The following is a 21435-nucleotide window of genomic DNA, read 5'->3' as shown; positions in this document are numbered from 1 at the left end:
GTCCCTCCCTATGCCTCTTCGCGCAATGGAACATGCCGCTTCACGGCGGCGATCAGATCGGCGCGGCCCTTCGTGCCCTTCCTGACGATTTCATTTGAATGAGTGTGAAGCCAATCCAGCTCGTCTCGCGTCAGATCCTTCGAGGTCACGACCACGATGGGGATATCGATCAGGTCCGGTCTGCTCTTGACCGCTTTGAGAAAGGCGAAGCCGTCGACATTCGGCATCATCAGATCAAGAACGATGATCGTCGGCCGGCCGGCTTCCAGCTGTTCGAGACCGCGGCAGCCATCGACGGCCTCCCGCACTCGCCAGCCTTCCCTTATCAGCAGCCTGCGGAAAAGTTCGCGGGTCGGCGGATCGTCATCGACGACGAGCACGTCATGCCGGTCTTCACCGGCAACCGCGTTCAACGTGTCGATCAACTGCTTCGGGTCGATCGGTTTGATCAGGTGATCGACGGCGCCGAAGGCCAGTCCCATTTCGCGATCCGCCACGACGGTCGCCAGGATGACGGGAATATCACAGATCGTGTTGTCGGACTTGATCTCGCGCAGCACGGACCAGCCGTCTTGCCCCGGCATGATCACATCGAGGACGATCGCGTCCGGACGCAACTTTCGGGCCTTCGCCAAGCCTTCTTCTCCGCTGGCAGCCTCAACGACGTCAAATCCGGCGCTGCGAACCGCCTCGGAGACCAGTTTGCGAGCCTGCGCCTCGTCATCGATCACCATGACAACGGCACGAGAGCATGGAATTTCCGCCCCATCGTTCCGTGGCGGCGCTTCGGGAACGACCTCGGTCTTGCTGACGGCCGGAATTACGAACCGGAAAGTCGAACCCTTGCCGAACTCGCTTTCGACCGTAATCGTACCTCCCATCATCGTGATGAAATGCTGTGTGATCGTCAGGCCGAGCCCGGTTCCGCCGTAGTTGCGGGTGGTGGATGAATCGACCTGGACGAAGGCCTGGAATAGCTTCTGCTGCTGCTCTTTGGTCATGCCGATACCGCTGTCGCTGACGGCGAACTCCAACCAGTCTCCGCCTTCGTCACCGTAGCGTCTCACCGCAAGCCTGATCTCGCCGTCTTCCGTGAACTTTGCGGCGTTCGACAGCAGGTTGAAGAGGTTCTGCCGCAGCTTGGTCTTGTCGGTTTCAATCTCGTCCGGTTCGACCGAGGCAGTCACCACCAGTCGATTGCGTCTCTTGGCGATCAGGGGAGCAATGGTGCTTTGGACCTCGATCAGCAGTTGCCGCAGGCTGAGACGTTCGACATAGAGCTCCATCTTGCCGGCCTCGATCTTGGAAAGATCAAGCACGTCATTGATCAGCGAGAGAAGATGGCGGCCCGATCCCATGATCTTGTTGAGGTCAGCAACGAAATCGGTCTGTCCAAGCTCGTTTGCATCCTCCATGAGGATTTCGCTGTATCCGATGATCGCGTTCAACGGCGTGCGCAGTTCGTGGCTCATCGAGGCGAGGAAACGGCTCTTTTCCTGGCTGGCGACTTCTGCTCCTCGACGGGCTGTCTCGAGTTCGGTCTGACGGCGTTTCAGATCCGTTATATCGGTATAGACGGCCACGGTACCGCCCTCCGGCGTTTTGCGTTTGGCTATGCGCACCCAGCTCCCATTGGAGAATTGCCGTTCGATCATGCCCTGAGGCTCATGGTGGCGGTGTATGGCGTCAGCCACCCAGCTCTCGACCCCCGCACTTCCCACTTTGGCCGTACCGCGTTCGACCTGTGCACGAACGATGTCTTCAAAGGGTCTTCCGGGCGTCATGAACTCTGCCGTTTCCGGAAACAATTCCAGATAACGCTGGTTGACCATGACCAGCCGATCATCTGGATCGAACAAGGCGAAACCATCGGGGATGGTTTCCATTGCTGTCATGACAGTATTGCGCTGACGCTCTGCTATGGCCTCAAGTTCGCGCCGCCTTGTCTGGCTGTCGCGTAGCAGCCGCAGCGTCGTGGAAAGTTTCCCGAATTCGTCGGCGCCCTCAGGCGGCAGCTCGACGTCTTCCTGGCCCTTCGTCAATTGCGTCATTGCCCTGTCGACGCGGCCGAGCGGGACGAGGATCGAGCGAAGCACCAGCCAGGTCATGACAATGCAGGCGATCGTCGTCACACCAACGGCAATCAGGGCGCGGATGTAGGTGTTGCGCGCTGTCGCATCGGCTGCGTCCCGTGCCAGATCGGCCTCGTTCTCAAGCCGTTGTTCGAGGGACATGAGGACGGCATCGACTTCATCGCTGTGGGTTCTGGCGGCGGCCAGGCGCGTGTTGCCGACAACTCTATTGTCGTTGGTATAGGCATCGACCGCTTCCATCGCCTTGTCGTAATAGGCGTTCGCGCCCTCGAGGATGGTGTCCGCTTCGGCCGGTGCGAACAGCCTGACATGGGTCAGATCCCCTTCCAGTGCTTTGCGAGCCGCTTCCGCTCTCCGCTCGGAGAGTGTCAGAAGACTGACCGAGAGGTCCGTCAGCCAATAGCGCAACTCGCCGAAATGCCGGTGTGCCTTTGCCGCATCGTCGAACATGTGAAAGCGTGCGTTGGCTTCCTCCACACGCCGTTGATTTTCACGCAGGTCGTGCGCCATAAAGGCGATGGTCAGCAGCAGAGCGCCGAGAAGACCGGCGGAAAGACAGATCAGCCGGAGCGGTATCTTGCGATTTGTGAGATGTCCGATCCGTGTCGGAATGGTCGCGAGCGCACTCATTTGAACAGCGTGATGCTGACCGCACCGCCCAGATCACCTTCGGCTTTTCCCTCTTTGGGATAGCCCGTCACATCGACCTCGCCCTTGGGCTTGCCGTGGCATGTCAGACAGGACGGCGAATAATATTCGGGAATGAGCATGCGAAACGATGGGCGGCCATTCACCTCCACCTGCTCCGTGAAGGATTTGCCCTTTGGCCAATCGGGAGAGAGAAACTTGCTCTCGATGACATGCTGTTCCCAATTGTCGGGACGGGCCTTGCGGTTGCGGATCAGTTCCTCCGGGGCCGTCAGCTTTACCTTTGCAATATCGCCGACCTTTTCCTCGAACCGCTCGTTGACCAGGCGGGCGAAGGTTGAAGGAATGAACCCCTTGAAGCCGAGGCCCATTGTATTGATCAACCCCTGGTGCTCGTCGACGACCTCCTTGATCGAGGCGACCTGGGCATCGAACAATTGTTTGTCCAGCGGGTCGAAATTCTGATCGGTTACGGAATCGCCCTTGCGTTGCGCAAATATCGCCAGCGCCTCGTCGACGACACGCTGCCCGGTCAGGTTCTTGTTCCCGAGGGTTTCGTCGTTGATCAGTGTTTGATGGCTCGAAATGACGGCTCTTCCGGCGCTCAACATTGCAGCGAGCCGGCCGCCTGTAACGATATCGTCTTCGTTGGCAGCAACAAAACCTGCCAGAGCGCAGACCGCGACCCCAGCAAAAAGGACACCACATATCAGGCCGCGCCGCATATTGAGCCCCATATTGTCGTGATTGCAGCGCGATAATATCAGTATAAGCTAAACTTCAAAAGTTATTAATGCCGCGTTCTCCGATGGCAGCCTCATGAAATGGCACTGGTCGAAATCATCCCGATGGGCGGAAGCTGAACGGGTATTCGACTGATCGTCCGATAGCGACCACGTTGGAGATCGTTGCATTCCCGGTCGGACGATAACAACGGGCCCATCCATCGATCTAGATCAAAGGAAAGGTAGCGCGACCGGCATCAGTTGCTGCATCATGGTCGAATGGGAGAAGAGGGAGGACTTCGAGCCATGACATATACGGCAGCGCAGCTGATGGACAGGCTGCTCTCGATATCGCGTGCCTTTGCCGGCCATACCGATCCCGGTGCCGCGCTGGGTGAGGTCGCCGTGGAGATCAGAACGCTTCTGCCGCATGAACACATGGATATTGCGGTGATCCTGGACGAAGGACGCACGCACATCTGCTACGAAACAGGTTGCCGTACAAGTTGGAGCGAGCTTGCCCAGCGTCCTCTGCCGGTCGATCTCAGTCCCGTGCGCGCCGTGTTGCGCGGCGAGGTGCCCTACCTGATGACGCAGGATGCCTTGGCCGATCCACGCTTTCATTTTCCGGGCGCGCTCGATGGTCCAATTTTTGCCGCCAACCTGCGCAGTCGCATCGTCGTGCCGCTCAGGGCGCGCGCCAATATCATCGGTGCCCTGAACATCAGCCTGCACGAGCCGGCTTACTACGATCATTCCCATCTTGAAATTGCGCAGCACTGTGCCGAGTTCATCGCGCCCTATATCTTCGCCCTGATCCAAAGCGAGGAGGCTCGGCGGGCGATGCTCGCGGAGAGCGATGCACGCAATCGCGAAGAGCTTCTGCGGGTGGGTGCTGCCCGTCTCACCGAAGGTATGGAACGCGAGCGACGGCGCATTGCCATGGATCTCCATGACCAGACATTGGCGGATCTCGCCCGTGTTGTACGCCAGGTCTCGGCTCTCCATCGGCAAGGCGTCGCCGGTTCGGCGCAGCTTGCGGAACTGGAACGCGAGGTGGTCAATTGCCTGACGGAGTTGCGTCACATCGTCGACGACATGCGCCCGAGCGTGCTCGAACTGTTCGGTCTGCGCGATGCCATCGAGGCGCATCTGAACCGAAGCGTCAGTCGCGCGACGCCCTCGATCGCCGTACGGATGCATGATTCCAGCGATGGCGCTGCCGACGCGCTTCCCGAGCGCATATTGACTGCGATCTACCGAATTGCCCAGGAGGCGATCAACAATGCGGTCCGGCACGGTGCCCCGCGATGCATAGAGGTGCGGATCGACGCAACACCGACAATCCTGCGAGTGGTCGTCACGGATGATGGTATCGGATGCGACAATATCGACCCCGGAGCCGCCGGTGGCATCAGCCACATGCATACCCGTGCCGCGCTGATCGGCGCACGGCTGAGGATCGGTCGCGTCGGCCGCAAAGGTGGCACGCGGGTGGCAATCGAGATCACGCGGAGCTGGGGGGCAGCAGTATCGCCAGCATCGGAAGCCCCGTTCGCAGCGATGGAGAGCCTTTAGATGTTAGTGATGGTTGCCGAGGACGACAGTCTGCATCGCACCTTTGCGCGGACCACGATCGAACATCTGTGGCCTGGCAATGTCGAGGTCATAGAGGCAAGCAGCGGCGATGTCGCCATCGACATGGCGCGGCAGCGCAAGCCGCCCTATGTGGTGCTCGATCTTCAGCTGCCGAAGGCGACCGGTATCGAGGTCGCACGCTCGATCTGGGCAAGTCGAGCAGACACGAACATCCTGTTCTGGTCGAATTTCGCCGATGAGTCCTATGTGCGAGGCGTAGCGCGCATCGTGCCGCCGGGCACTGTCTATGGATATGTGCTGAAGTCGGCATCGGAGGAGGGGATGCGGTCGGCGTTGCGCGGCGTCTTTGCTGAGGGGCATTGCATCATTGATCGTGAAGTGCGCGGCATCCAGCACCGTGTTCAGGACCGATTGGAAGGCATCACCGACAGCGAGTATGAGAGCCTCATAGACTTGGCGCTCGGACTGACGGACAAGGCGATTGCGGCGCGCAGGGGGCTTTCGACGAGAGGCGCTCAGGCCCGCATCCGTCATCTCTATGAGAAGCTTGGCGTGGCTACGCTGGAAGAACCGGCTGACAACAACCTGCCCATATTCAATTCGCGGACGCGGGCAATCTATCTCGCACTGGCACGCGGCCTGATCAATGTCGACGCCCTCCGGCGCGAGCAGCAAAATCTCGAGGACTGGCTCGATCGGGTCGATGTGCTGCCGAGGGAACGGTGAGCCACCTTTACGAGTGTGCAAACACACAGTCGGCGATGCGTTTTGAAACGTATCGTGGGCCTGGGGATCGTGGTTAATCTGGCAGCAACAAAAAATAAAGCATGAGGGGAGGAGTGTTGCATGCCGTTCGTCAATATTCAGATTCTCAAAGGTCATTCCCAGCAGCGCAAGAACGAGATTGCGCGGCGCGTTACCGAGGCTGTCAGCGAAGTCGCCGAGCTGCCAAAGGAAGCGATATGGGTCGTATTCGAGGATGTGGCGGCGTCCGACTGGTATGTGGGCGGCAAGACGACCGAAAAGCCGGCGAACTGAACATGTCGAACGGTTCGCGCAATCCGGGCTTTGCCGACGTTGTGGGCGATTCCGCGCTGGAAACGCTTGCAAGCGGCCTTGGCTTTACCGAGGGGCCGGTGTGGCACCCTTATGAAAAATGGCTTGTTTTCAGCGACATGCCGGAAAACCGCATGTATGTGCGCCAGCTTTCCGGTGTCATCGAGGATTTTCGGCGGCCGAGCAACAAGGCGAATGGCAATACGCTCGATCGCGAGGGCAGGTTGCTCACCTGCGAGCATGCGACCAGCAGCGTCACCCGGCTTGAGCCCGATGGCTCGACGACAGTGCTTGCGACGCACTATCAGGGCAAGGAATTGAACAGCCCGAACGATATTGTGGTCGCAACGGGTGGGGCGATCTATTTCACCGATCCGACCTTTGGCCGGATGGAATATTATGGCATCCCACGCGATCCCGAGCTTTCCTTTCGAGGTGTCTACCGGGTTGATCCGGATGGGTCGGGCCTCACGCTCCTGGCTTCGGATTTCGATCAGCCGAACGGCCTTTGCTTTTCGCTCGATGAATCCAGGCTGTTCGTCAATGATACCGAACGCCAGCACATCCGCGTTTTCAACGTCACGCCGCAGGGCGAGCTGATCGGCGGGGCGGTCTGGGCGGAAACCAAGGGCGAGGAGCCGGGTGCGCCCGATGGCATGAAGATCGACAGCCGCGGGAATCTCTATTGCTGTGGTCCAGGCGGCATTCATGTCTTCGACCCGTCGGGCAACGCGCTCGGCGTCATCCGGACGCCGGAACCCTGCGCGAATTTTGCCTTCGGTGACGACGACTTGATGAGTCTGTATATTACCGCATCGAGCTCGCTGCACCGACTGAGGGTGCGCGTGCCAGGGCTGAGACTGTTCTGAGGCCGGCAAGCCGGTTGCAAGGCGTTACCGATCCAAGGATCGGTAACGGGGGTGCCTTTGGAATCGCGGATCGCGAAAACATCGGAAGAGGAGCCGATGGCCGAAGGGAGACAGAGAGAGGTCAATTACTCTAGGGAGGATCGAAATGCGTAAACTATTCGTTCTTGGCGTCCTTGCTGCGACGCTCGCTTCCGGTACGGCTCTTGCTGATACCAGCGGCAAGAAGATCGCCTTTTCCAATAACTATGCCGGCAATTCCTGGCGACAGGCGATGCTGAAGAGCTACGACATCGTCACCAAGAAGGCCGTGGCCGACAAGGCCGTCGGTGCTGCCGATGTCTTTACCACGGCGGACCAGGAAGTGCCGACACAGGCAGCCCAGATCCAGAATCTCATTCTGCAGGGCTATGACGCCATCGTCATCAACGCTGCTTCGCCCGATGCTTTGAACGGCGCGATCAAGCAGGCTTGCGATGCCGGCATCGTCGTCGTCTCCTTCGACGGTATCGTCAACGAACCCTGCGCCTACCGCGTCGTCGTCGACTTCGAGGACATGGGCAAGCAGGAAATCGAACAGATGAAGATGATCCATCCGGACGGTGGCAATCTGCTCGAGATCCGCGGCCTCGCCGGCACCTCGATCGACGATTCCATCCACAAGGGCCTACTGGAAGGCGTCAAGGCCAATCCGCAGTTCAAGATCGTCAACTCCGTAACGGGCAATTGGGACCAGACCACCGCGCAGAAGGCGGTCGCAACCGTGCTGCCGTCATTGCCTGACGTTGTCGGCGTCGTCACCCAGGGCGGTGACGGTTATGGCGCTGCGCAGGCCTTTGCTGCCGGCGGCAAGCCGCGCCCGACTATCATCATGGGCAATCGCCAGGATGAGCTTGAATACTGGAAGGAGCAGAAGGCGAAGGACGGATACAAGACCTGGTCCGCTTCGATCGCCCCTGGTGTCTCGACGCTCGCCTTCTGGGTCGCCCAGCAGGTTCTTGACGGCCGCAAGGACATTCCGCACGACCTGCTCGTTCCCTATCTTGCCTATACGCAGGACGATTTCGAGCAGCATCTGCCTGATATTCCGGTCGGCGGCGTCGCTAGCAAGGAATACTCGCAGGAGGATGCCATCGCAGCGATCAAGGCGAACATCAAGTGATGGCTGCTGCTTTGATCTTTGCCCTTCGTGATGACAGTTTGGGGTATGCAGGTGCTGGCTGACGCTCCCAAAAGCTTCATCAGGCTGAACGACGCCGAAAAGCATTTCGGCGCCGTTCGCGCATTGGACAGGGTCGATTTCAAAGTTGAACGTGGCGAGTGCGTCGGGCTTGTCGGCCACAACGGGGCCGGCAAGTCGACCTTGATGCATATGCTTGTCGGAACTCTGCCGCTCGACCGGGGCCAGATGACAGTCGGGGATGCCATAGAGGACAGCTATTCCGTCAGCCGCGCCAAGAAGCTTGGCATCCGCTGCGTATTCCAGGAGCTTTCTTTATGCCCGAACCTTTCGGTTGCCGAGAATACACGGATCAATCATCCGTCGCTGCGTGGCTTCGGTTGGCGCCGAAGGGCGTCAGCTCTCGTTGCTGCCAAACTGGATGAGATTTTCCCCGACCACACCATCGATGCGTCGGACATCGTTTCCGATCTATCCATCGGCCGGCGCCAGATGGTGGAGGTCGCCCGCGCCTTCACGGTGACAGACAGCCCGCTCAACCTCGTGATCCTGGATGAGCCGACCTCTTCGCTGGATGCGCATACGGCCGGCCAGCTTCTTTCCTTCGTCCGACGCTTCGTGGAAAGCGGCGGCAGCTGCATTCTGATTTCGCATGTTCTGGGCGAGGTGCTGCAGAATGCCGACCGTATCGTCGTGATGCGTGACGGAAAGGTCGTTGCCGCAGATTCAGCCGACAGGTTCGACCGCGATCGGCTGGTTGCGGCCATGGGCGGGGCGGAGCATCGCGAGAGGGCGGGCGCCGAGACCAGGCTCGACGACAGACCCGTCGGTGCGCTTCGTGTCAAAGCCCGGCCAGCGCGTCAAAGCGATGGGGTCGAACTTCTTGCCCATGCGGGCGAGATCATCGGACTTGCCGGCCTTGCCGGACATGGGCAGACCGATCTTCTTCTCTCGATCTACAAGGCTGCCAGCCGCCGCAAGGCCGGCGTCGAGGTCAACGCGCCGGTTGCGCTTGTTGCGGGCGACCGGCAGTCTGACGGCATTTTCCCGCAGTGGTCGATCGCCGAGAACATCGGCATCCGTTCGCTATCGCGGCTGCGCAATGGTTTGTTGATCTCGCCAAAACGGGAGGCAGAGCTTGCGCAACTCTGGCAAAAGAAGATCGGCATCCGCACGCCCGACCTGAACAACAATATCCTGTCGCTTTCCGGCGGCAATCAGCAGAAGGCGCTTTTTGCGCGCGCACTGGGTTCGGATGCGGACATTATTCTCATGGACGATCCGATGCGCGGCGTCGATATCGGCACCAAGCTCGAAGTCTACGACCTTATCCGTCAGGAAGCGCAGAAGGGCAGGACTTTCGTCTGGTACACGACCGAGACCGAGGAACTAGACAATTGCCATCACGTCTATGTTTTCAAGAACGGCCGCATCGTCGCCGATTTGCGCAGGGACGAACTGACCGAGGAGAAGATCATTCAATCCTCTTTCGTGGAGGCGGGCTGATATGACGGTTGTCTCTCCGTACAATACTTTCAAGACGGCCCGCGGGTCTGCCGGGCGCGCCCGGGCCCTGCGCGCGCTGTTGCCGGCACTGTCGCTGGCGCTGGTGCTGATCGCCATCGCCTGGCTCAATCCGCGGGCGATCTCCTATTTCGGCTTCAGCCTGATGCTCAACCTCGCCATTCCGATCGCGTTGGCAACGATTGCGCAGATGTTCGTCATTGCCGGTAACGAACTTGATCTGTCGATCGGAACATTCGTCGGTTTCGTCGGCTGCGTCACGGCGACGTGGCTGCGCGACGCGCCGCTGCTTGGCGTGGTCGTCCTGCTTGGCTCGATCGGGGTCTATGCGCTTCTGGGCGCGCTCATCCACCTGCGCAATCTTCCCTCCATCGTCGTTACCCTTGGCATGAGTTTCGTCTGGCAGGGTCTGGCGATCCTGGTGCTGCCCAAGCCCGGCGGCAAGGCGCCGGAATGGCTCCAGGCAATCACCTCCTTCAAGCCACCTTTCGTACCCTTTCCGATTGTCGCGGCCGTGGTGATCGCGGCTGTCGTGCATTTCGGGCTGATGCAGACCTCTTACGGGGTCATCCTGCGCGGATCCGGCGGTAATCCCGCAGCGCTCAGCCGCGCCGGCTGGTCGTTGCTGCGAACCAAGGTGACCCTGTTTGCACTCGCCGGCGTCTTCGGCGTTCTTTCCGGCATGACCCTGATCGGCATCACCTCATCGGGCGACGCCAATATCGGCAACGGCTACACGTTGCTGGCAATTGCCGGTGTCATCCTAGGCGGGGGGGAATTCATGGGCGGGCGGGTCTCGCCGATCGGCGCGGTTCTCGGCGCTTTGACGCTTGCGCTTGCCGCCTCCTCGCTTCTCACTTTCATGCATATTCCGCCGGACTGGCAGGTGGCAGCCAACGGCGCGATCCTGATCATCGTGCTTGCGGCGCGCGTTCTGATCAGCCGAAGGGAGGCTTGAAGAGCATGCGGCAGATCAAGGCACTCGCAGCACTGCCCTGGATATGGTCCTTCATCGGCGCGCTGGTGGTCTGGCTCGCCACGATCATCTTTACCGGCGGCTATGGTGCCGGGGGAATGATCACGGCAGCGCTTTCCCTCGCGGTCTTCATGGTCATTGCCGGCGTCGGCCAGATGTTCGTCATTACGCTTGGTCCCGGAAATGTCGACCTTTCCCTGCCGGCCAATATCGGTCTTGCCAGCGCCGTCGCCATGAAGGTCATGGACGGACAGGACAGCATGATCGCAGTTGGACTTCTGGCGGCCCTTGCCAGCGGCGCTGTGATCGGCGCCGTCAACTACCTGTTGATCTGGGCGCTGCGTATCCCGCCGATCATCGCCACGCTGTCGGCAAGCTTTATCATCCAGTCGATCGATATCAGCTATGGACGCGGATTGCAGATCAAGCCGCCGCCCGGCTTTGCTGCTTTCACCAATGTGCAGGTCCTCGGCATTCCGTTGCTTGCGATTCTCATCGCATTGTTCACGGTCGGGGCAGCCGTTGCACTCCGCCGGATGATCTACGGCCGCTCAGTCCTTGCGATTGGGCAGAATATGCGCGCCGCGTGGCTCGCCGGCGTCCATGTCGGCTGGGTGCGCTTCCTCACCTACACACTGTCAGGCACGTTGGCCGGGTTGAACGGAGCCCTTCTTGCCGGCTATTTCCGCGGCGCCAATGTCGATATCGGCAACGAATATCTGCTCGCTTCCATCGCCGTCGTCGTTATCGGCGGGACCTCGGTTGCGGGAGGCAAGGCAAATGTGCCCGGCGTATGGGGGGCGGCGCTCTTTCTGGTGCTGCTTCTGACCATGCTCAACACCTTCGGTGTCAGCGCAGGCGTCCGTCTTCTTCTGACCGGTCTTATCATCGTCGGCGTTATCACCGCGGCTGGCGGCCAGAAATCGCAGACGTGAAGGCCTGAGGTTCAGGCGAGCATCGTCAGGCCGATAAAGCCGAGCGCTCCGAGCAGAAGAACCATGACGGCATTGATCCGTGTCATCGTCAGTCCGACCGCTGCGGTGAGGCATACCAGTAACGCCTGCCATCCGCCGTCCATCGATCGCATCAGGACATAGGTCGAGGCCACGATCATGCCGGCCGCGACAGGACGCAGGCCCGTTTCCAGCGCGACCTGCCAGCGGGCGCCCCGATAGCGCGACCAGACATGCGCGACGCCATAGATCAGGAAGGCCGTCGGACCGAAAATTGCAAGCGTTGCAACGACCGCGCCCCAAAAACCGGCGACTTGCCATCCGATCAATGTGACCAGCAGCGAGCCCGGCCCGGGTGTCATGCGGGAGATGGCGAAGGCGTCGACGAACTGGTTCGGCGTGAGCCAGTGATGGAGATCGACCACCTGCCGGTGGATCTCCGCAACGGCGCTCTGTCCGCCGCCTATGGTGACGATCGACAGCGGCAGGAAGACGACGGCGAGGTTCCAGAGCGGATTTTGCATGACCGTCAGGCTCCTTCGGAGAAGTAGGAATGGGCAAACCCAACTGCGCCGCCGACAATGACTGTGTAGACGAGCGACCAGTGAAGAATGCCGATCGACACGAAGGTCGCAGCGGCGAGCCCCAGGGGAAAGAGTTTTCGCGGCAGATGCCGGCAGGCAATGAATCCCATCGACAGGGACAGGCCGATTGCCGCCGCGCCAGCACCCTCAAGCAGCATTTCGGTCAGAGTGAACTTCGTCAGCGATGCGAAGACGGTGGCAAGCAGAATGATGAAGATCGCCGAAGGCGCGATCGTCCCGAAGAAGCCGGCAACCGCTCCCCATCGTCCGCACACGCGATAACCGATCCAGATCGCCAGGTTCTTGACGTTGACCCCGGGCAGCGCCTGCGACAGCGCGAGGCCGTTCAGAAATTCATCGCGGGATATCAGCTGCCGGCGGTCGACGAATTCCCGCATGAACCAGCCGCTAAGACCTCCGCCGAAACTGGTAAGCCCAATGCGGGCGAAGATGAAAAAGAGGCCCCAGGCGGTGGGCCGGTCTTGTTGATTCTCCATCAGCGGATCCGATTTTCGGGATGTGTTGGAAGGCTTCGATAGCAGCTTCTGATGTCGCTGGCACGTCCAAGAATTTATGCATTCGAAGTGAAAATATGTAAATCGAAAATCGTTGACAATTTACAGACTACGATCTAATCCTTCTCGTCATGAAGACACCGGACCTCGACGTTTTGCGATTTCAGTCAATGACCAGCGTTCTCAAGCATGAGATCGAGCAGCTGGTTTTGTCGGGACATTTCGCAAGCGGGGAGCGGCTGAACGAAAATACCCTGGCGACCCGATTTCAGGTGAGCCGGGGGCCGATACGCGAGGCGTGCCGCGCACTCGCGGAGACTGGACTGCTGGAGCTAATTCCCAATCGCGGCGTCTTCGTTAGAAGCGTCAGCGAAGAAGAGGCGGCCGATGCTTACGAGGTTCGCGCCGCATTGTTCGGGCTTGCTGCCAGGCTTGCGGCGCAGCGCATATCGACAGACGACTTGAATACCCTCGAGGAGATGCTGGACGAGATGGACAGCCTCGCCGAGAAGGAACTGCTTGAAGATTATTATCACGTAAACCTTAACTTCCACCAATTGATCCTGAAAGCCTCGATGAACAAGCGGCTGGTGACCGACTACGCCGCACTCATCAAGGAACTGCATCTGTTTCGAGCCCGTGGACTGCTGCACGGCGGCGGTCTTCACAAATCAAATCTGGAACATCGGAATATTATCGCGGCATTCCGTGCCCGCGACGCTGAGATGGCGTTCAGGACTGCCTTCGAGCACGTCCAGAACGGAAAAGAACGCATGTTGCATGCCGAAGGCAAAGACCCCCGTCGATCGGGAACCGAAGGCTAGTCAACATCAATCATTGGTTCGAATGCGATGGGAGGAAAAATCGCATGAACAAGACATTTGGTATCAAGGCAATCTGTATTGCTGCCGCATTGGCCATATTGCCGGCAGGCGCTGTTTTGGCGCAGGAGAAATATCCGGCACCGCTGATCAAGATGGTCACGCACTCCAGCCCCGGCGGCGGTAGCGACGTTTTCCTTCGCGAGATGCTGCCGTATCTGCAGCACTATCTTTCGCCGAAGCTGATCGTCGAGAACGTGACGGGCGGCAGCGGCGCAAAGGCGATGTCGACGGTCGCATCGTCTCCGACCGACGGCAGCTGGCTCTATGCGACGACGCCGACCTATATCTACACCTCGCTGCTCAGCAAGCCGGATGCGAGCTACAAGGATATGGAGCCGCTGGTAAACGTCTTCTACGATCCTGAAGTCGTCTACACCTCGGTCGATTCGAAGTTCCAGACGCTTCCCGATGTCATCGCCGCCGCAAAGGAAGGCCGTGGCAAGTGGGGCGCCGCCAACCCGGCCTCTCTCGAGCGTCAGCTCCTGGAGCAGATGAAGCAGAAGACTGGCGTCAACGCCTCGATTGTCACCTTTGAAGGCGGCGGCGACATGCAGATCAGCGTCCTGAACGGCACGCTCGACATCGGCGTTGGCGAGATCGGAGAAATTCGCGCGCAGCTCGATGCAGGCAAGATCAGAATGCTGGCGGTCCTCGGCGATCACCGCCTGTCGCTGTTCCCTGACGTCAAGACTGCCAAGGAGCAGGGCATCGACGTTGCAGCCGTGAAGTTCCGCGGTCTGGCTGGTCCGAAAAACATGTCTCCGGCTGTGATTGCAGCATGGGAAGATGCCATCCCGAAGCTTCTCGAAGACCCGAAATACAAGAAGATCTATACGGAAAACGACCTCGAGCCGGGCTTCATGAAGCACGACGAGTACGTTTCCTTCATCAATAAATTCGGCGACGACACCCAGGCCTTCCTGAAGGCATCCGGCGTCATCAAGTAAGCCGGAGGGCCTAACGGCCCTCCCACGCACTTCCAATTGATCAAAGGGCTCCCGTAGGATGAAACGTGACCTTGCGTGCGGCGTGCTTATGCTCGCACTTGCCATTGCCTATTACAGTGTTGCAGCGGCGATACCGCAAAGCACGCTTGCTGATGCGGTTGGTCCGCAGGGCCTTCCGCTCAACTACGCGATCGCCCTTGGGATACTGTCCATTCTTCTGATCATCAACACGATGCTTGGCCGCGGCGGCGGCATCCAGGCGGTTGTCGGCGCGGCAAAGAGCGCTGAAAAGAGCGATCTCTATGCCGCGCTGCGCGCCATCGGCATGCTGGCGATCGGTGTCGTCTATGTGGCGGTGCTGCCGTGGCTCGGCTACATCGTCTCCATCGCCCTGCTGCTGCTGGCTATCATCTGCTACATGGAAGGCCGCCTGAACCGCTGGGCGATCCCGATCGCGGCCTGCGGCGGCGTGGCCTTCTGGATCATTTTTGTCGAAATTCTTCAGGTTCCCCAGCCCGCCGGGCTGTGGCCCTCACTGATCTGAGGGGCGTATCATGTCTACTCTTTCCCATTTGTTTGACGTTCTCACAACACCGGGCATCATCATCGCCGCATTTGCCGGCGTTGCCTGGGGCGTTGTCGGAAGCTCCATGCCCGGCATCGCCGCCTCGATCACAATGGCACTTCTTTTGCCTTTCACCTATGGCATGCAGCCGTCCATGGCGATCGTGCTGCTCGCTTCGGCCTATTTTGGCGCCGAGTATGGTGGTTCCATTCCCGCCATCCTGATCCGTACGCCGGGAACCAACGCAGCCGCAGCCACGGTTCTTGACGGCTTTGCGATGAAGCAGCAGGGGCGTGCGGGCGAAGCCCTCGGGATATCGCTTTATTCCGGTATTCTCGGCGGTATCTTCGGCCTGGCTGTTCTCGTCCTCCTGACCGAGCCGCTCTCGCGGCTGGCGCTCTCGTTTCATCCCGCGTCCTATTTCGCGCTCGGCATCCTCGGCATCAGTGTCATCGGCTCGCTTGCAGGAGAAAACCTGATCAAGGGCCTGATGGCCGCGGTGTTGGGATTGATGATCGCTGCGGTCGGAACCGATCCGGTGACGGGCCTCAACCGCTTCACCTTCGGCAGCCCGGAACTGCTTTCCGGCATTCCGCCGATCCTCGTTCTCGTCGGCCTCTATGCGCTGAGCGAGCTGATGACCAGTGCCAGTGAGCCGGCCTGGGACAAGGCCGACGCGGGTGCTGCCAAGATCAAGTTTCCGAGCGCCGCCATATGGAAGCGAATCTGGCCGGCGCAGCTGATCGGCATGATCGTCGGCACCATCGAAGGCGTCACTCCAGGTGCAGGCGGCACGGTAGCTGCCTTCCTTTCCTATAACGAGGCTCGCCGCTGGTCCCGCTATAAGGATGAGTTCGGCCATGGCGCGCCGGAAGGCATCGCCGCTCCGGAGACCGCCAATACCACGGTTTCAAAAACCGCGTTGATACCGCTGCTCGGGCTTGGAATTCCCGGAACGAATTCGACGGCCGTTCTGCTTGGCGGCTTCCTGATCCAGGATCTCATCCCCGGCCCGATGCTCTTCGTGCAGCACGCGGATATCGTGTTCGACCTCTATGTCGGTCTCGGCATCAGTGTCGTTGCGCTCTGGGTCGTCGGCTATGCCTTCATGCCGCCCTGCATCTGGCTGGTGAACAGGCCCAAATCCTATCTCATGGCCTTCATCTTCGCGCTGCTCGTCTCTGGTGTTTACGCCATCGAATACAGCCTGTTTCAGGTCGGCGTGGCGCTCTGCTTCGGTGCGCTGGGCTATGCCATGCGCTACTTCCGCCTACCTTTCCTGCCGATGGTGCTTGGTGTCGTCCTAGGCTTCCTGATCGAATCCAATTTCCGCCGCGCCCTTGTTCTGTCCGCCGGTGACTACTCGACCTTCCTGACCGACCCGATTTCAGCGGGTCTTCTCGGGGTCGCGGCAATCTTCGTCATAGGCTCTATCGTTGGTCACTTCCGCGCACGCGGAAAGGCAGCCCAGGGCGCATCAAATTCTCATATCGTGAAAGGCCACTCGTGAACCAGCATAGCCCCATCAAAGACACGGTCGCCGAGGCACTGGCCCATTGGATCGTGAATCTCAATGTTTCCCGCGTCTCTCCCAAGTCGCGCGAAATCGCCCGAATGCTTGTTGTCGACGTTGCCGGCCTGGCGGTCGCCGCACGCGGCGAGGAATATGTGACCTCCTGCGTCGGCGCTGCCGAACCGGGACTGGCGACAGCCATCGGCCACGAGGGCGGCTTCGACAGCTTCAGCGCTGCCCTTATTAACGGCACCGCAGCACATGGCGAGGATTACGACGATACCTTCGAAGGTGGCCCGGTGCACTCCGGCGCCGTTATCGTTCCTGCAGTTCTGGCAGCCTGCCAACGCGAAGGCCTGGGAGGCGAAGCTCTCCTCAAAGGAATCGTGGTCGGTGTCGAACTGCTGTGCCGTCTAAGCCTGGTGGCGCCAAAGGCGATCCACAAGGCCGGCTTTCATCCGACTGCAGTGATCGGGACGGTTGCCGCTGCTGCTGCCGTGTCCGCTGCACTGGGCCTCGACGAAAAGCGCACGGTTTCTGCGATCGGCATCGCCGGCAGCATGGCGGCAGGGATCATCGAATATCTGGCCGAAGGCACGTGGACCAAGCGCATGCATGCCGGCAACGCCGCGCAATCAGGCATCCGCGCAGCACTGCTCGCTCGCGGCGGCTTCCTCGGACCGCGATCGGTGTTCGAGGGCACGCATGGGTTCTTCCAGGCATTTGCTCCGTCGAGGGCGCCGGATTTCTCGCCGGTGCTGGATACTCTCGGCCAGGAGTGGGTAATGGAGACGATCGCCTTCAAGCCCTATGCCTGCGGAACCATGACCCAGCCGTTTATCGACTGCGCAATCCAGCTCGCAGAGCGCGGCATCGCAGCCTCGGACATTGAAACGATCGTTTGCCAGGTGGGCGAGGGCACTGTGCATCGCCTCTGGGAGCCGCTCGCTTCCAAGCACGCCCCCCAGACGACCTATGCAGCCAAGTTCTCGACTCCGATCTGCATGGCGCTGGGCTTCATCGATCGCAAGGCTGGCCTTGCGCAATTCACCGAGGAGCGGATTTTCGACCCGGCGGTACGGGAGCTTGCTTCGAAGATCAGCTACGTCATCGATCCGAACGACGAATATCCGACGAATTTCACCGGCCAGCTCAAGGCGCATCTCAAGGACGGAAGCGAGATCGAGATCCGTCAGCCCCACATGAGGGGCGGAAAGCATGCGCCGCTGACCATTGCGGAAATCGAAGAGAAATTCACCGACAACGCGATTTACGGCGGCTGGAAGCGTGAAACAGCAGAAGCCTTTCTGGCGCTCTCCCATACGATTTTCGGGAGCAAGGATGTCAACGGTTTCAAGGAGTACGCGCTGTGACGGAGCGGAATCTTGAGGGCCGTGTTGCTGTCGTCACCGGTGCCGCCCGCAACATCGGCCGCGAGATCGCATTGCGGCTTGCATCCGAGGGCGCGGCAATCGTCGTGAATACGCTGAGTTCGGTCGGCGAGGCCGAGGGCGTTGCAGAAGAAATACGCTCGGCTGGCGGCAAGGCAACGGTCGTTCAGGGTGACGTCTCGTCCGAAGAGGGGGCTGCCGCGATTGTATCGGGCGCACTCGATGCCTTCGGAAGGATCGATTGCCTCGTCAATAATGCGGCGGTGCGCCGCGAGACGCCCTTTGCTGAACTCAGCTTTCAGGAATGGCGGGAGGTGCTTTCCATTATTCTCGACGGCGCCTTCCTGATGTCAAAGGCAGCACAGCCGGCGCTTTCGAAATCCGACAATGCGGCGATCATCAACATCGGCGGCATGTCGGCGCACACGGGCGCCGCCAACCGCGCCCATGTGGTGACTGCCAAGACTGGCCTTGTCGGGCTGACGCGCGCGCTTGCTCATGATCTGGCATCCGACGGCATTACTGTAAACTGTGTGGTTCCGGGCATGATCGGCACCGTGCGCGGACGTTCGGCCGCCGCCGAGCCCAGCCATCACGCCGTGCACAATCCGCTGGTCGGGCGTCGCGGAAAACCCAGTGAAATCGCAGCGCTTGTCGAATTCCTGGCAAGCCCCGACGCCCGCTACATCACCGGCCAGACGATCCACGCCAACGGCGGCGTCTTCATGCCGTAACGGCTGTCCGCAGCTGCACCATTCGACCCTTATCGTTGCTGGCGCAAACGCCGGCCACTTGACCCTTGTTTGAAATTCTCTGCAGAGGAAAATCCATGACTGAAGTGACACGAATTCTTGCGCGCTATATTGTCGAAGCCAAGCCGGAAGATGTCCCGGCCGCCGTCAAGCGCGAGGCTTTGCGTTCATTCCTGAACTGGCTCGGATGTGCCGTCGGCGGTTCGATCCATCCGACTCTCGATCGGACGGTCGACGCGCTCGGCGCCTTCTTCGGTCAGGAGCAGGCGACGGTGCTTGGCCGTAGCGAGCGTGTCGATATCCTGAATGCTGCGCTGCTGAACGGCATTTCCGGACACGTCTTCGATTTCGACGACACGCATCTGAAGACGATCATCCACCCGGCCGGTCCGGTGGCGGCTGCGATCCTGGCGCTGGCCGAACATCAGCCGGTATCCGGCGTTGATTTCCTGCATGCCTTCATTCTCGGCGTCGAAACGGAATGCCGGATCGGCAATGCCGTCTATCCCGCCCACTACGATATCGGCTGGCACATCACCGGCACCGCCGGCGTCTTCGGCGCAGCTGCCGCAGCCGGCAAGCTCCTGGGCCTGAACGAACAGCAGATGGTCTGGGCGCTCGGTATCGCCGGCACACAATCTTCCGGCTTCCGCGAGATGTTCGGCACCATGTGCAAGAGCTTCCACCCCGGCCGTGCCGCTCAGAATGGTCTGACGGCAGCGCTTCTCGCAAAGCGCAATTTCACCAGCTCCGACCGCGTGATCGAAGCTCCGCGCGGCTTTGCCCATGTCATGTCGACGGCCCGGAATTTCGGCGAGATTACCGAAGGACTTGGCGATCATTTCGAAATCAGCCTCAACACTTACAAGCCCTTTGCCTGCGGCATCGTCATCCATCCGTCGATTGACGGCTGCGTCCAGCTGCGCAACGAGAACGGCTTGGTCGCCGAGGATATCGCCTCGATCGAGCTCGAAGTTCACCCGCTGGTTCTGGAACTGACAGGCAAGAAGACGCCGCGCACCGGCCTCGAAGGCAAGTTCAGCGTCTATCACTCCTGCGCAGTCGCCATCATCCATGGCGCTGCCGGCGAAACGGAATACGATGACGCCGTGGTCGCCAACCCTGAAGTCATTGCGCTGCGTGATCGCATCACTGCCTCGGCAAGCTCCAGCATTCGCGAAGACGAAGTAAAGATCCGTCTGACGAAGCGTGACGGCACCATCATCGAAAAGCACGTCGCACACGCGATCGGCAGCCTGGAGCGGCCGATGAGCGACGCCGATCTTGAAGCCAAGTTCACCCATCTGTCCGAGCCGGTCGTTGGCGCAGATGTTACGGCCAAGCTCATTCAGCTTTGCTGGGCATTGGAAGGTCTTTCGGATGTTGGCGAGATTGCCCGCACCGGCGCAAACCTCTCGAAGAAGAATTAGGCGAGGGCAGTCTGATGCTGAAGATTGGTGTTCTCAATGGTGACGATATCGGCCACGAGATCGTTCCGGAGACGGTGGCTGTCATGCGGGCAGCGGCCGAGAGAGTGGGGCTCGGCATAGAATGGGAAAACCTGCCCATCGGTCGCAAGGCCTATGACGAACTCGGCACGAGCATGCCCGGCGATACGCTGGATCGCCTGTCCAAGCTGGATGGCTGGGTGCTCGGACCGATCGGCCATCAGGCCTATCCGAAAAATCCGGCGGCCATAAACCCGCATCCCATCCTGCGCAAGCATTTCGATCTTTACGCCAATATCCGTCCGGCGCGCTCCTACAGGAGCCTGCCTTGCGTTCACCAGGACGTCGATCTCGTCATCGTCCGGGAGAACAACGAGGGATTTCAGCCGGATCGTAACGTCGTTGCAGGGTCGGGAGAGTTCCGTCCGAGCGAGGACATGACGATCTCGGTTCGCGTCATCACCCGGCAGGGCTCTTCGAAGGTGGCTCGCGCCGCCTTCGAACTCGCCCAGGCCCGGCGGAAGAAGCTGACGGCTGTTCACAAGGACACTGTCTTCAAGCTCGGCTGCGGCATGTTCGCAGAAGAGTGCCGCAGGGTCGCCGCGGAATTCCCTGAAGTCGAATATCAGGAAACCATGGTCGACACGTTTGCGATGCGGCTGGCAATGAAGCCGCAGCAGTATGACGTCGTGGTCACGACAAACATGTTCGGCGACATTCTCTCCGACGAAGCGGCCGGTCTCGTCGGCGGTCTCGGCATGGCGCCCGGACTTTGCGCCGGGCCTAACCTGGCAATGGCGCAGGCGACTCATGGCTCGGCACCTGATATCGCCGGTAAGGGCATCGCCAATCCCTTCGCCATGATCATTTCCGGCGCGATGCTGCTCGACTGGCTCGGCCGGAAGAAGCAGGAGCCCAAAGCGGTGGCCGCTGCAGAACTGATCAAGCGGGCAACCGATCACGTGATCGAGACCCGGGATCAGGTCACCCCCGATCTCGGCGGCACGGCGTCGACGAGCCAGATGGGTGCGGCGATCAGATCGCAGATAGTTTCGGGTGGGGCCTGAAATATTGACCTTGCCGGGATCGCTCGTTCCCTCGGCGATCCCGGCAGGAAAAACAGAGCGGCGCGGGATTGATTGTCCCGCGCCGCTCTTCTTCTTTATGGGTGTCTTTTGGACACCCGCATGTTGCAACGGTCTCCCGCAAAGGGACA

General features: G+C 60.1%; 20 protein-coding genes. 16 read left to right on the top strand and 4 right to left on the bottom strand.

From position 1 onward, the window contains the following. Positions 1–8: 8 nt before the first annotated feature. Both EV561_RS17160 and EV561_RS17155 read right to left on the bottom strand, forming a co-directional pair. Positions 9–2723: a response regulator gene (locus tag EV561_RS17160; protein ID WP_132523508.1), complete on the bottom strand. Its 2715-nt coding sequence runs from the start codon at positions 2721–2723 to the stop codon at positions 9–11. Further along, entirely contained in the window at positions 2720–3466 is a 747-nt protein-coding gene (locus EV561_RS17155) for a DUF3365 domain-containing protein (protein ID WP_132523507.1), read from the bottom strand. The genes EV561_RS17160 and EV561_RS17155 overlap by 4 nt, the downstream gene beginning before the upstream one ends. Before the next feature lie 306 nt (positions 3467–3772). Between EV561_RS17155 and EV561_RS17150 the strand changes: the two genes are divergently transcribed. The 8 genes from EV561_RS17150 to EV561_RS17115 all read left to right on the top strand — a co-directional run bounded on the left by EV561_RS17150 (position 3773) and on the right by EV561_RS17115 (position 11602). Further along, on the top strand, positions 3773–5044 hold the full coding sequence (locus tag EV561_RS17150) for a histidine kinase (protein WP_132523506.1): 1272 nt from the start codon (positions 3773–3775) through the stop codon (positions 5042–5044). After that, complete coding sequence (locus EV561_RS17145) at positions 5045–5791, top strand: response regulator transcription factor (protein WP_132523505.1); 747 nt, start codon at positions 5045–5047, stop codon at positions 5789–5791. Between the two features lie 120 nt (positions 5792–5911). Further along, a complete protein-coding gene (locus tag EV561_RS17140) occupies positions 5912–6103 on the top strand; it encodes a 4-oxalocrotonate tautomerase family protein (protein ID WP_132523504.1) in 192 nt (63 codons plus the stop codon). Positions 6104–6105: 2 nt separating this feature from the next. Continuing rightward, on the top strand, positions 6106–6990 hold the full coding sequence (locus EV561_RS17135; RefSeq protein WP_245512700.1) for an SMP-30/gluconolactonase/LRE family protein: 885 nt from the start codon (positions 6106–6108) through the stop codon (positions 6988–6990). Positions 6991–7135: 145 nt separating this feature from the next. After that, positions 7136–8149 (top strand): substrate-binding domain-containing protein, encoded by a 1014-nt coding sequence (locus EV561_RS17130; protein WP_132523503.1) that lies wholly within the window; start codon positions 7136–7138, stop codon positions 8147–8149. A 30-nt stretch (positions 8150–8179) separates the two neighbouring features. Further along, positions 8180–9673 (top strand): sugar ABC transporter ATP-binding protein, encoded by a 1494-nt coding sequence (locus EV561_RS17125; RefSeq protein WP_245512699.1) that lies wholly within the window; start codon positions 8180–8182, stop codon positions 9671–9673. A 1-nt stretch (position 9674) separates the two neighbouring features. After that, positions 9675–10649: an ABC transporter permease gene (locus tag EV561_RS17120; RefSeq protein ID WP_132523502.1), complete on the top strand. Its 975-nt coding sequence runs from the start codon at positions 9675–9677 to the stop codon at positions 10647–10649. 5 nt (positions 10650–10654) lie between these two features. Further along, the gene (locus tag EV561_RS17115) at positions 10655–11602 is read left to right on the top strand and encodes an ABC transporter permease (protein ID WP_132523501.1); all 948 of its coding nucleotides are present in this window, start codon (positions 10655–10657) and stop codon (positions 11600–11602) included. 11 nt (positions 11603–11613) lie between these two features. Here EV561_RS17115 and EV561_RS17110 read toward each other — a convergent pair whose 3' ends face one another. Both EV561_RS17110 and EV561_RS17105 read right to left on the bottom strand, forming a co-directional pair. Beyond that, entirely contained in the window at positions 11614–12144 is a 531-nt protein-coding gene (locus EV561_RS17110) for a chromate transporter (protein ID WP_132523500.1), read from the bottom strand. A gap of 5 nt (positions 12145–12149) precedes the next feature. Beyond that, positions 12150–12701, bottom strand: coding sequence for a chromate transporter (locus EV561_RS17105; RefSeq protein ID WP_132523499.1), 552 nt, complete (start codon positions 12699–12701; stop codon positions 12150–12152). Positions 12702–12889: 188 nt separating this feature from the next. On the opposite strand from EV561_RS17105, the gene EV561_RS17100 reads away from it, so the two are divergent. The 8 genes from EV561_RS17100 to EV561_RS17065 all read left to right on the top strand — a co-directional run bounded on the left by EV561_RS17100 (position 12890) and on the right by EV561_RS17065 (position 21286). Next, positions 12890–13543, top strand: coding sequence for an FCD domain-containing protein (locus EV561_RS17100; protein WP_165927830.1), 654 nt, complete (start codon positions 12890–12892; stop codon positions 13541–13543). A 44-nt stretch (positions 13544–13587) separates the two neighbouring features. After that, positions 13588–14550, top strand: coding sequence for a tripartite tricarboxylate transporter substrate binding protein (locus tag EV561_RS17095; protein ID WP_132523497.1), 963 nt, complete (start codon positions 13588–13590; stop codon positions 14548–14550). 58 nt (positions 14551–14608) lie between these two features. After that, positions 14609–15094: a tripartite tricarboxylate transporter TctB family protein gene (locus tag EV561_RS17090; protein WP_132523496.1), complete on the top strand. Its 486-nt coding sequence runs from the start codon at positions 14609–14611 to the stop codon at positions 15092–15094. Between the two features lie 10 nt (positions 15095–15104). Beyond that, entirely contained in the window at positions 15105–16625 is a 1521-nt protein-coding gene (locus tag EV561_RS17085) for a tripartite tricarboxylate transporter permease (protein WP_132523495.1), read from the top strand. After that, positions 16622–18001 (top strand): MmgE/PrpD family protein, encoded by a 1380-nt coding sequence (locus tag EV561_RS17080; RefSeq protein WP_132523494.1) that lies wholly within the window; start codon positions 16622–16624, stop codon positions 17999–18001. Before EV561_RS17085 ends, EV561_RS17080 begins: the two co-directional genes overlap by 4 nt. Next, positions 17998–18753, top strand: coding sequence for an SDR family oxidoreductase (locus EV561_RS17075; RefSeq protein WP_132523493.1), 756 nt, complete (start codon positions 17998–18000; stop codon positions 18751–18753). Before EV561_RS17080 ends, EV561_RS17075 begins: the two co-directional genes overlap by 4 nt. Before the next feature lie 95 nt (positions 18754–18848). Beyond that, positions 18849–20201, top strand: a complete 1353-nt coding sequence (locus EV561_RS17070) for an MmgE/PrpD family protein (RefSeq protein WP_132523492.1) — start codon at positions 18849–18851, stop codon at positions 20199–20201. 14 nt (positions 20202–20215) lie between these two features. Continuing rightward, positions 20216–21286 (top strand): isocitrate/isopropylmalate dehydrogenase family protein, encoded by a 1071-nt coding sequence (locus EV561_RS17065; RefSeq protein WP_207910550.1) that lies wholly within the window; start codon positions 20216–20218, stop codon positions 21284–21286. The last annotated feature ends 149 nt before the right edge of the window (positions 21287–21435 follow it).

This window comes from Rhizobium sp. BK376 (assembly GCF_004341625.1).
Classification (GTDB): domain Bacteria; phylum Pseudomonadota; class Alphaproteobacteria; order Rhizobiales; family Rhizobiaceae; genus Rhizobium.
This window is presented reverse-complemented; position numbering and strand designations above follow the sequence as displayed.

Coding starts and splice junctions, on each gene's coding strand:
- EV561_RS17095 (WP_132523497.1), top strand. CDS start 13,588: ATGAACAAGACATTTGGTATCAAGGCAATCTGTATTGCTGCCGCATTG.
- EV561_RS17115 (WP_132523501.1), top strand. CDS start 10,655: ATGCGGCAGATCAAGGCACTCGCAGCACTGCCCTGGATATGGTCCTTC.
- EV561_RS17120 (WP_132523502.1), top strand. CDS start 9,675: ATGACGGTTGTCTCTCCGTACAATACTTTCAAGACGGCCCGCGGGTCT.
- EV561_RS17135 (WP_245512700.1), top strand. CDS start 6,106: ATGTCGAACGGTTCGCGCAATCCGGGCTTTGCCGACGTTGTGGGCGAT.
- EV561_RS17130 (WP_132523503.1), top strand. CDS start 7,136: ATGCGTAAACTATTCGTTCTTGGCGTCCTTGCTGCGACGCTCGCTTCC.
- EV561_RS17105 (WP_132523499.1), bottom strand. CDS start 12,701: ATGGAGAATCAACAAGACCGGCCCACCGCCTGGGGCCTCTTTTTCATC.
- EV561_RS17125 (WP_245512699.1), top strand. CDS start 8,180: ATGACAGTTTGGGGTATGCAGGTGCTGGCTGACGCTCCCAAAAGCTTC.
- EV561_RS17070 (WP_132523492.1), top strand. CDS start 18,849: ATGACTGAAGTGACACGAATTCTTGCGCGCTATATTGTCGAAGCCAAG.
- EV561_RS17150 (WP_132523506.1), top strand. CDS start 3,773: ATGACATATACGGCAGCGCAGCTGATGGACAGGCTGCTCTCGATATCG.
- EV561_RS17145 (WP_132523505.1), top strand. CDS start 5,045: ATGTTAGTGATGGTTGCCGAGGACGACAGTCTGCATCGCACCTTTGCG.
- EV561_RS17100 (WP_165927830.1), top strand. CDS start 12,890: ATGACCAGCGTTCTCAAGCATGAGATCGAGCAGCTGGTTTTGTCGGGA.
- EV561_RS17160 (WP_132523508.1), bottom strand. CDS start 2,723: ATGAGTGCGCTCGCGACCATTCCGACACGGATCGGACATCTCACAAAT.
- EV561_RS17155 (WP_132523507.1), bottom strand. CDS start 3,466: ATGCGGCGCGGCCTGATATGTGGTGTCCTTTTTGCTGGGGTCGCGGTC.
- EV561_RS17140 (WP_132523504.1), top strand. CDS start 5,912: ATGCCGTTCGTCAATATTCAGATTCTCAAAGGTCATTCCCAGCAGCGC.
- EV561_RS17085 (WP_132523495.1), top strand. CDS start 15,105: ATGTCTACTCTTTCCCATTTGTTTGACGTTCTCACAACACCGGGCATC.
- EV561_RS17110 (WP_132523500.1), bottom strand. CDS start 12,144: ATGCAAAATCCGCTCTGGAACCTCGCCGTCGTCTTCCTGCCGCTGTCG.
- EV561_RS17065 (WP_207910550.1), top strand. CDS start 20,216: ATGCTGAAGATTGGTGTTCTCAATGGTGACGATATCGGCCACGAGATC.
- EV561_RS17090 (WP_132523496.1), top strand. CDS start 14,609: ATGAAACGTGACCTTGCGTGCGGCGTGCTTATGCTCGCACTTGCCATT.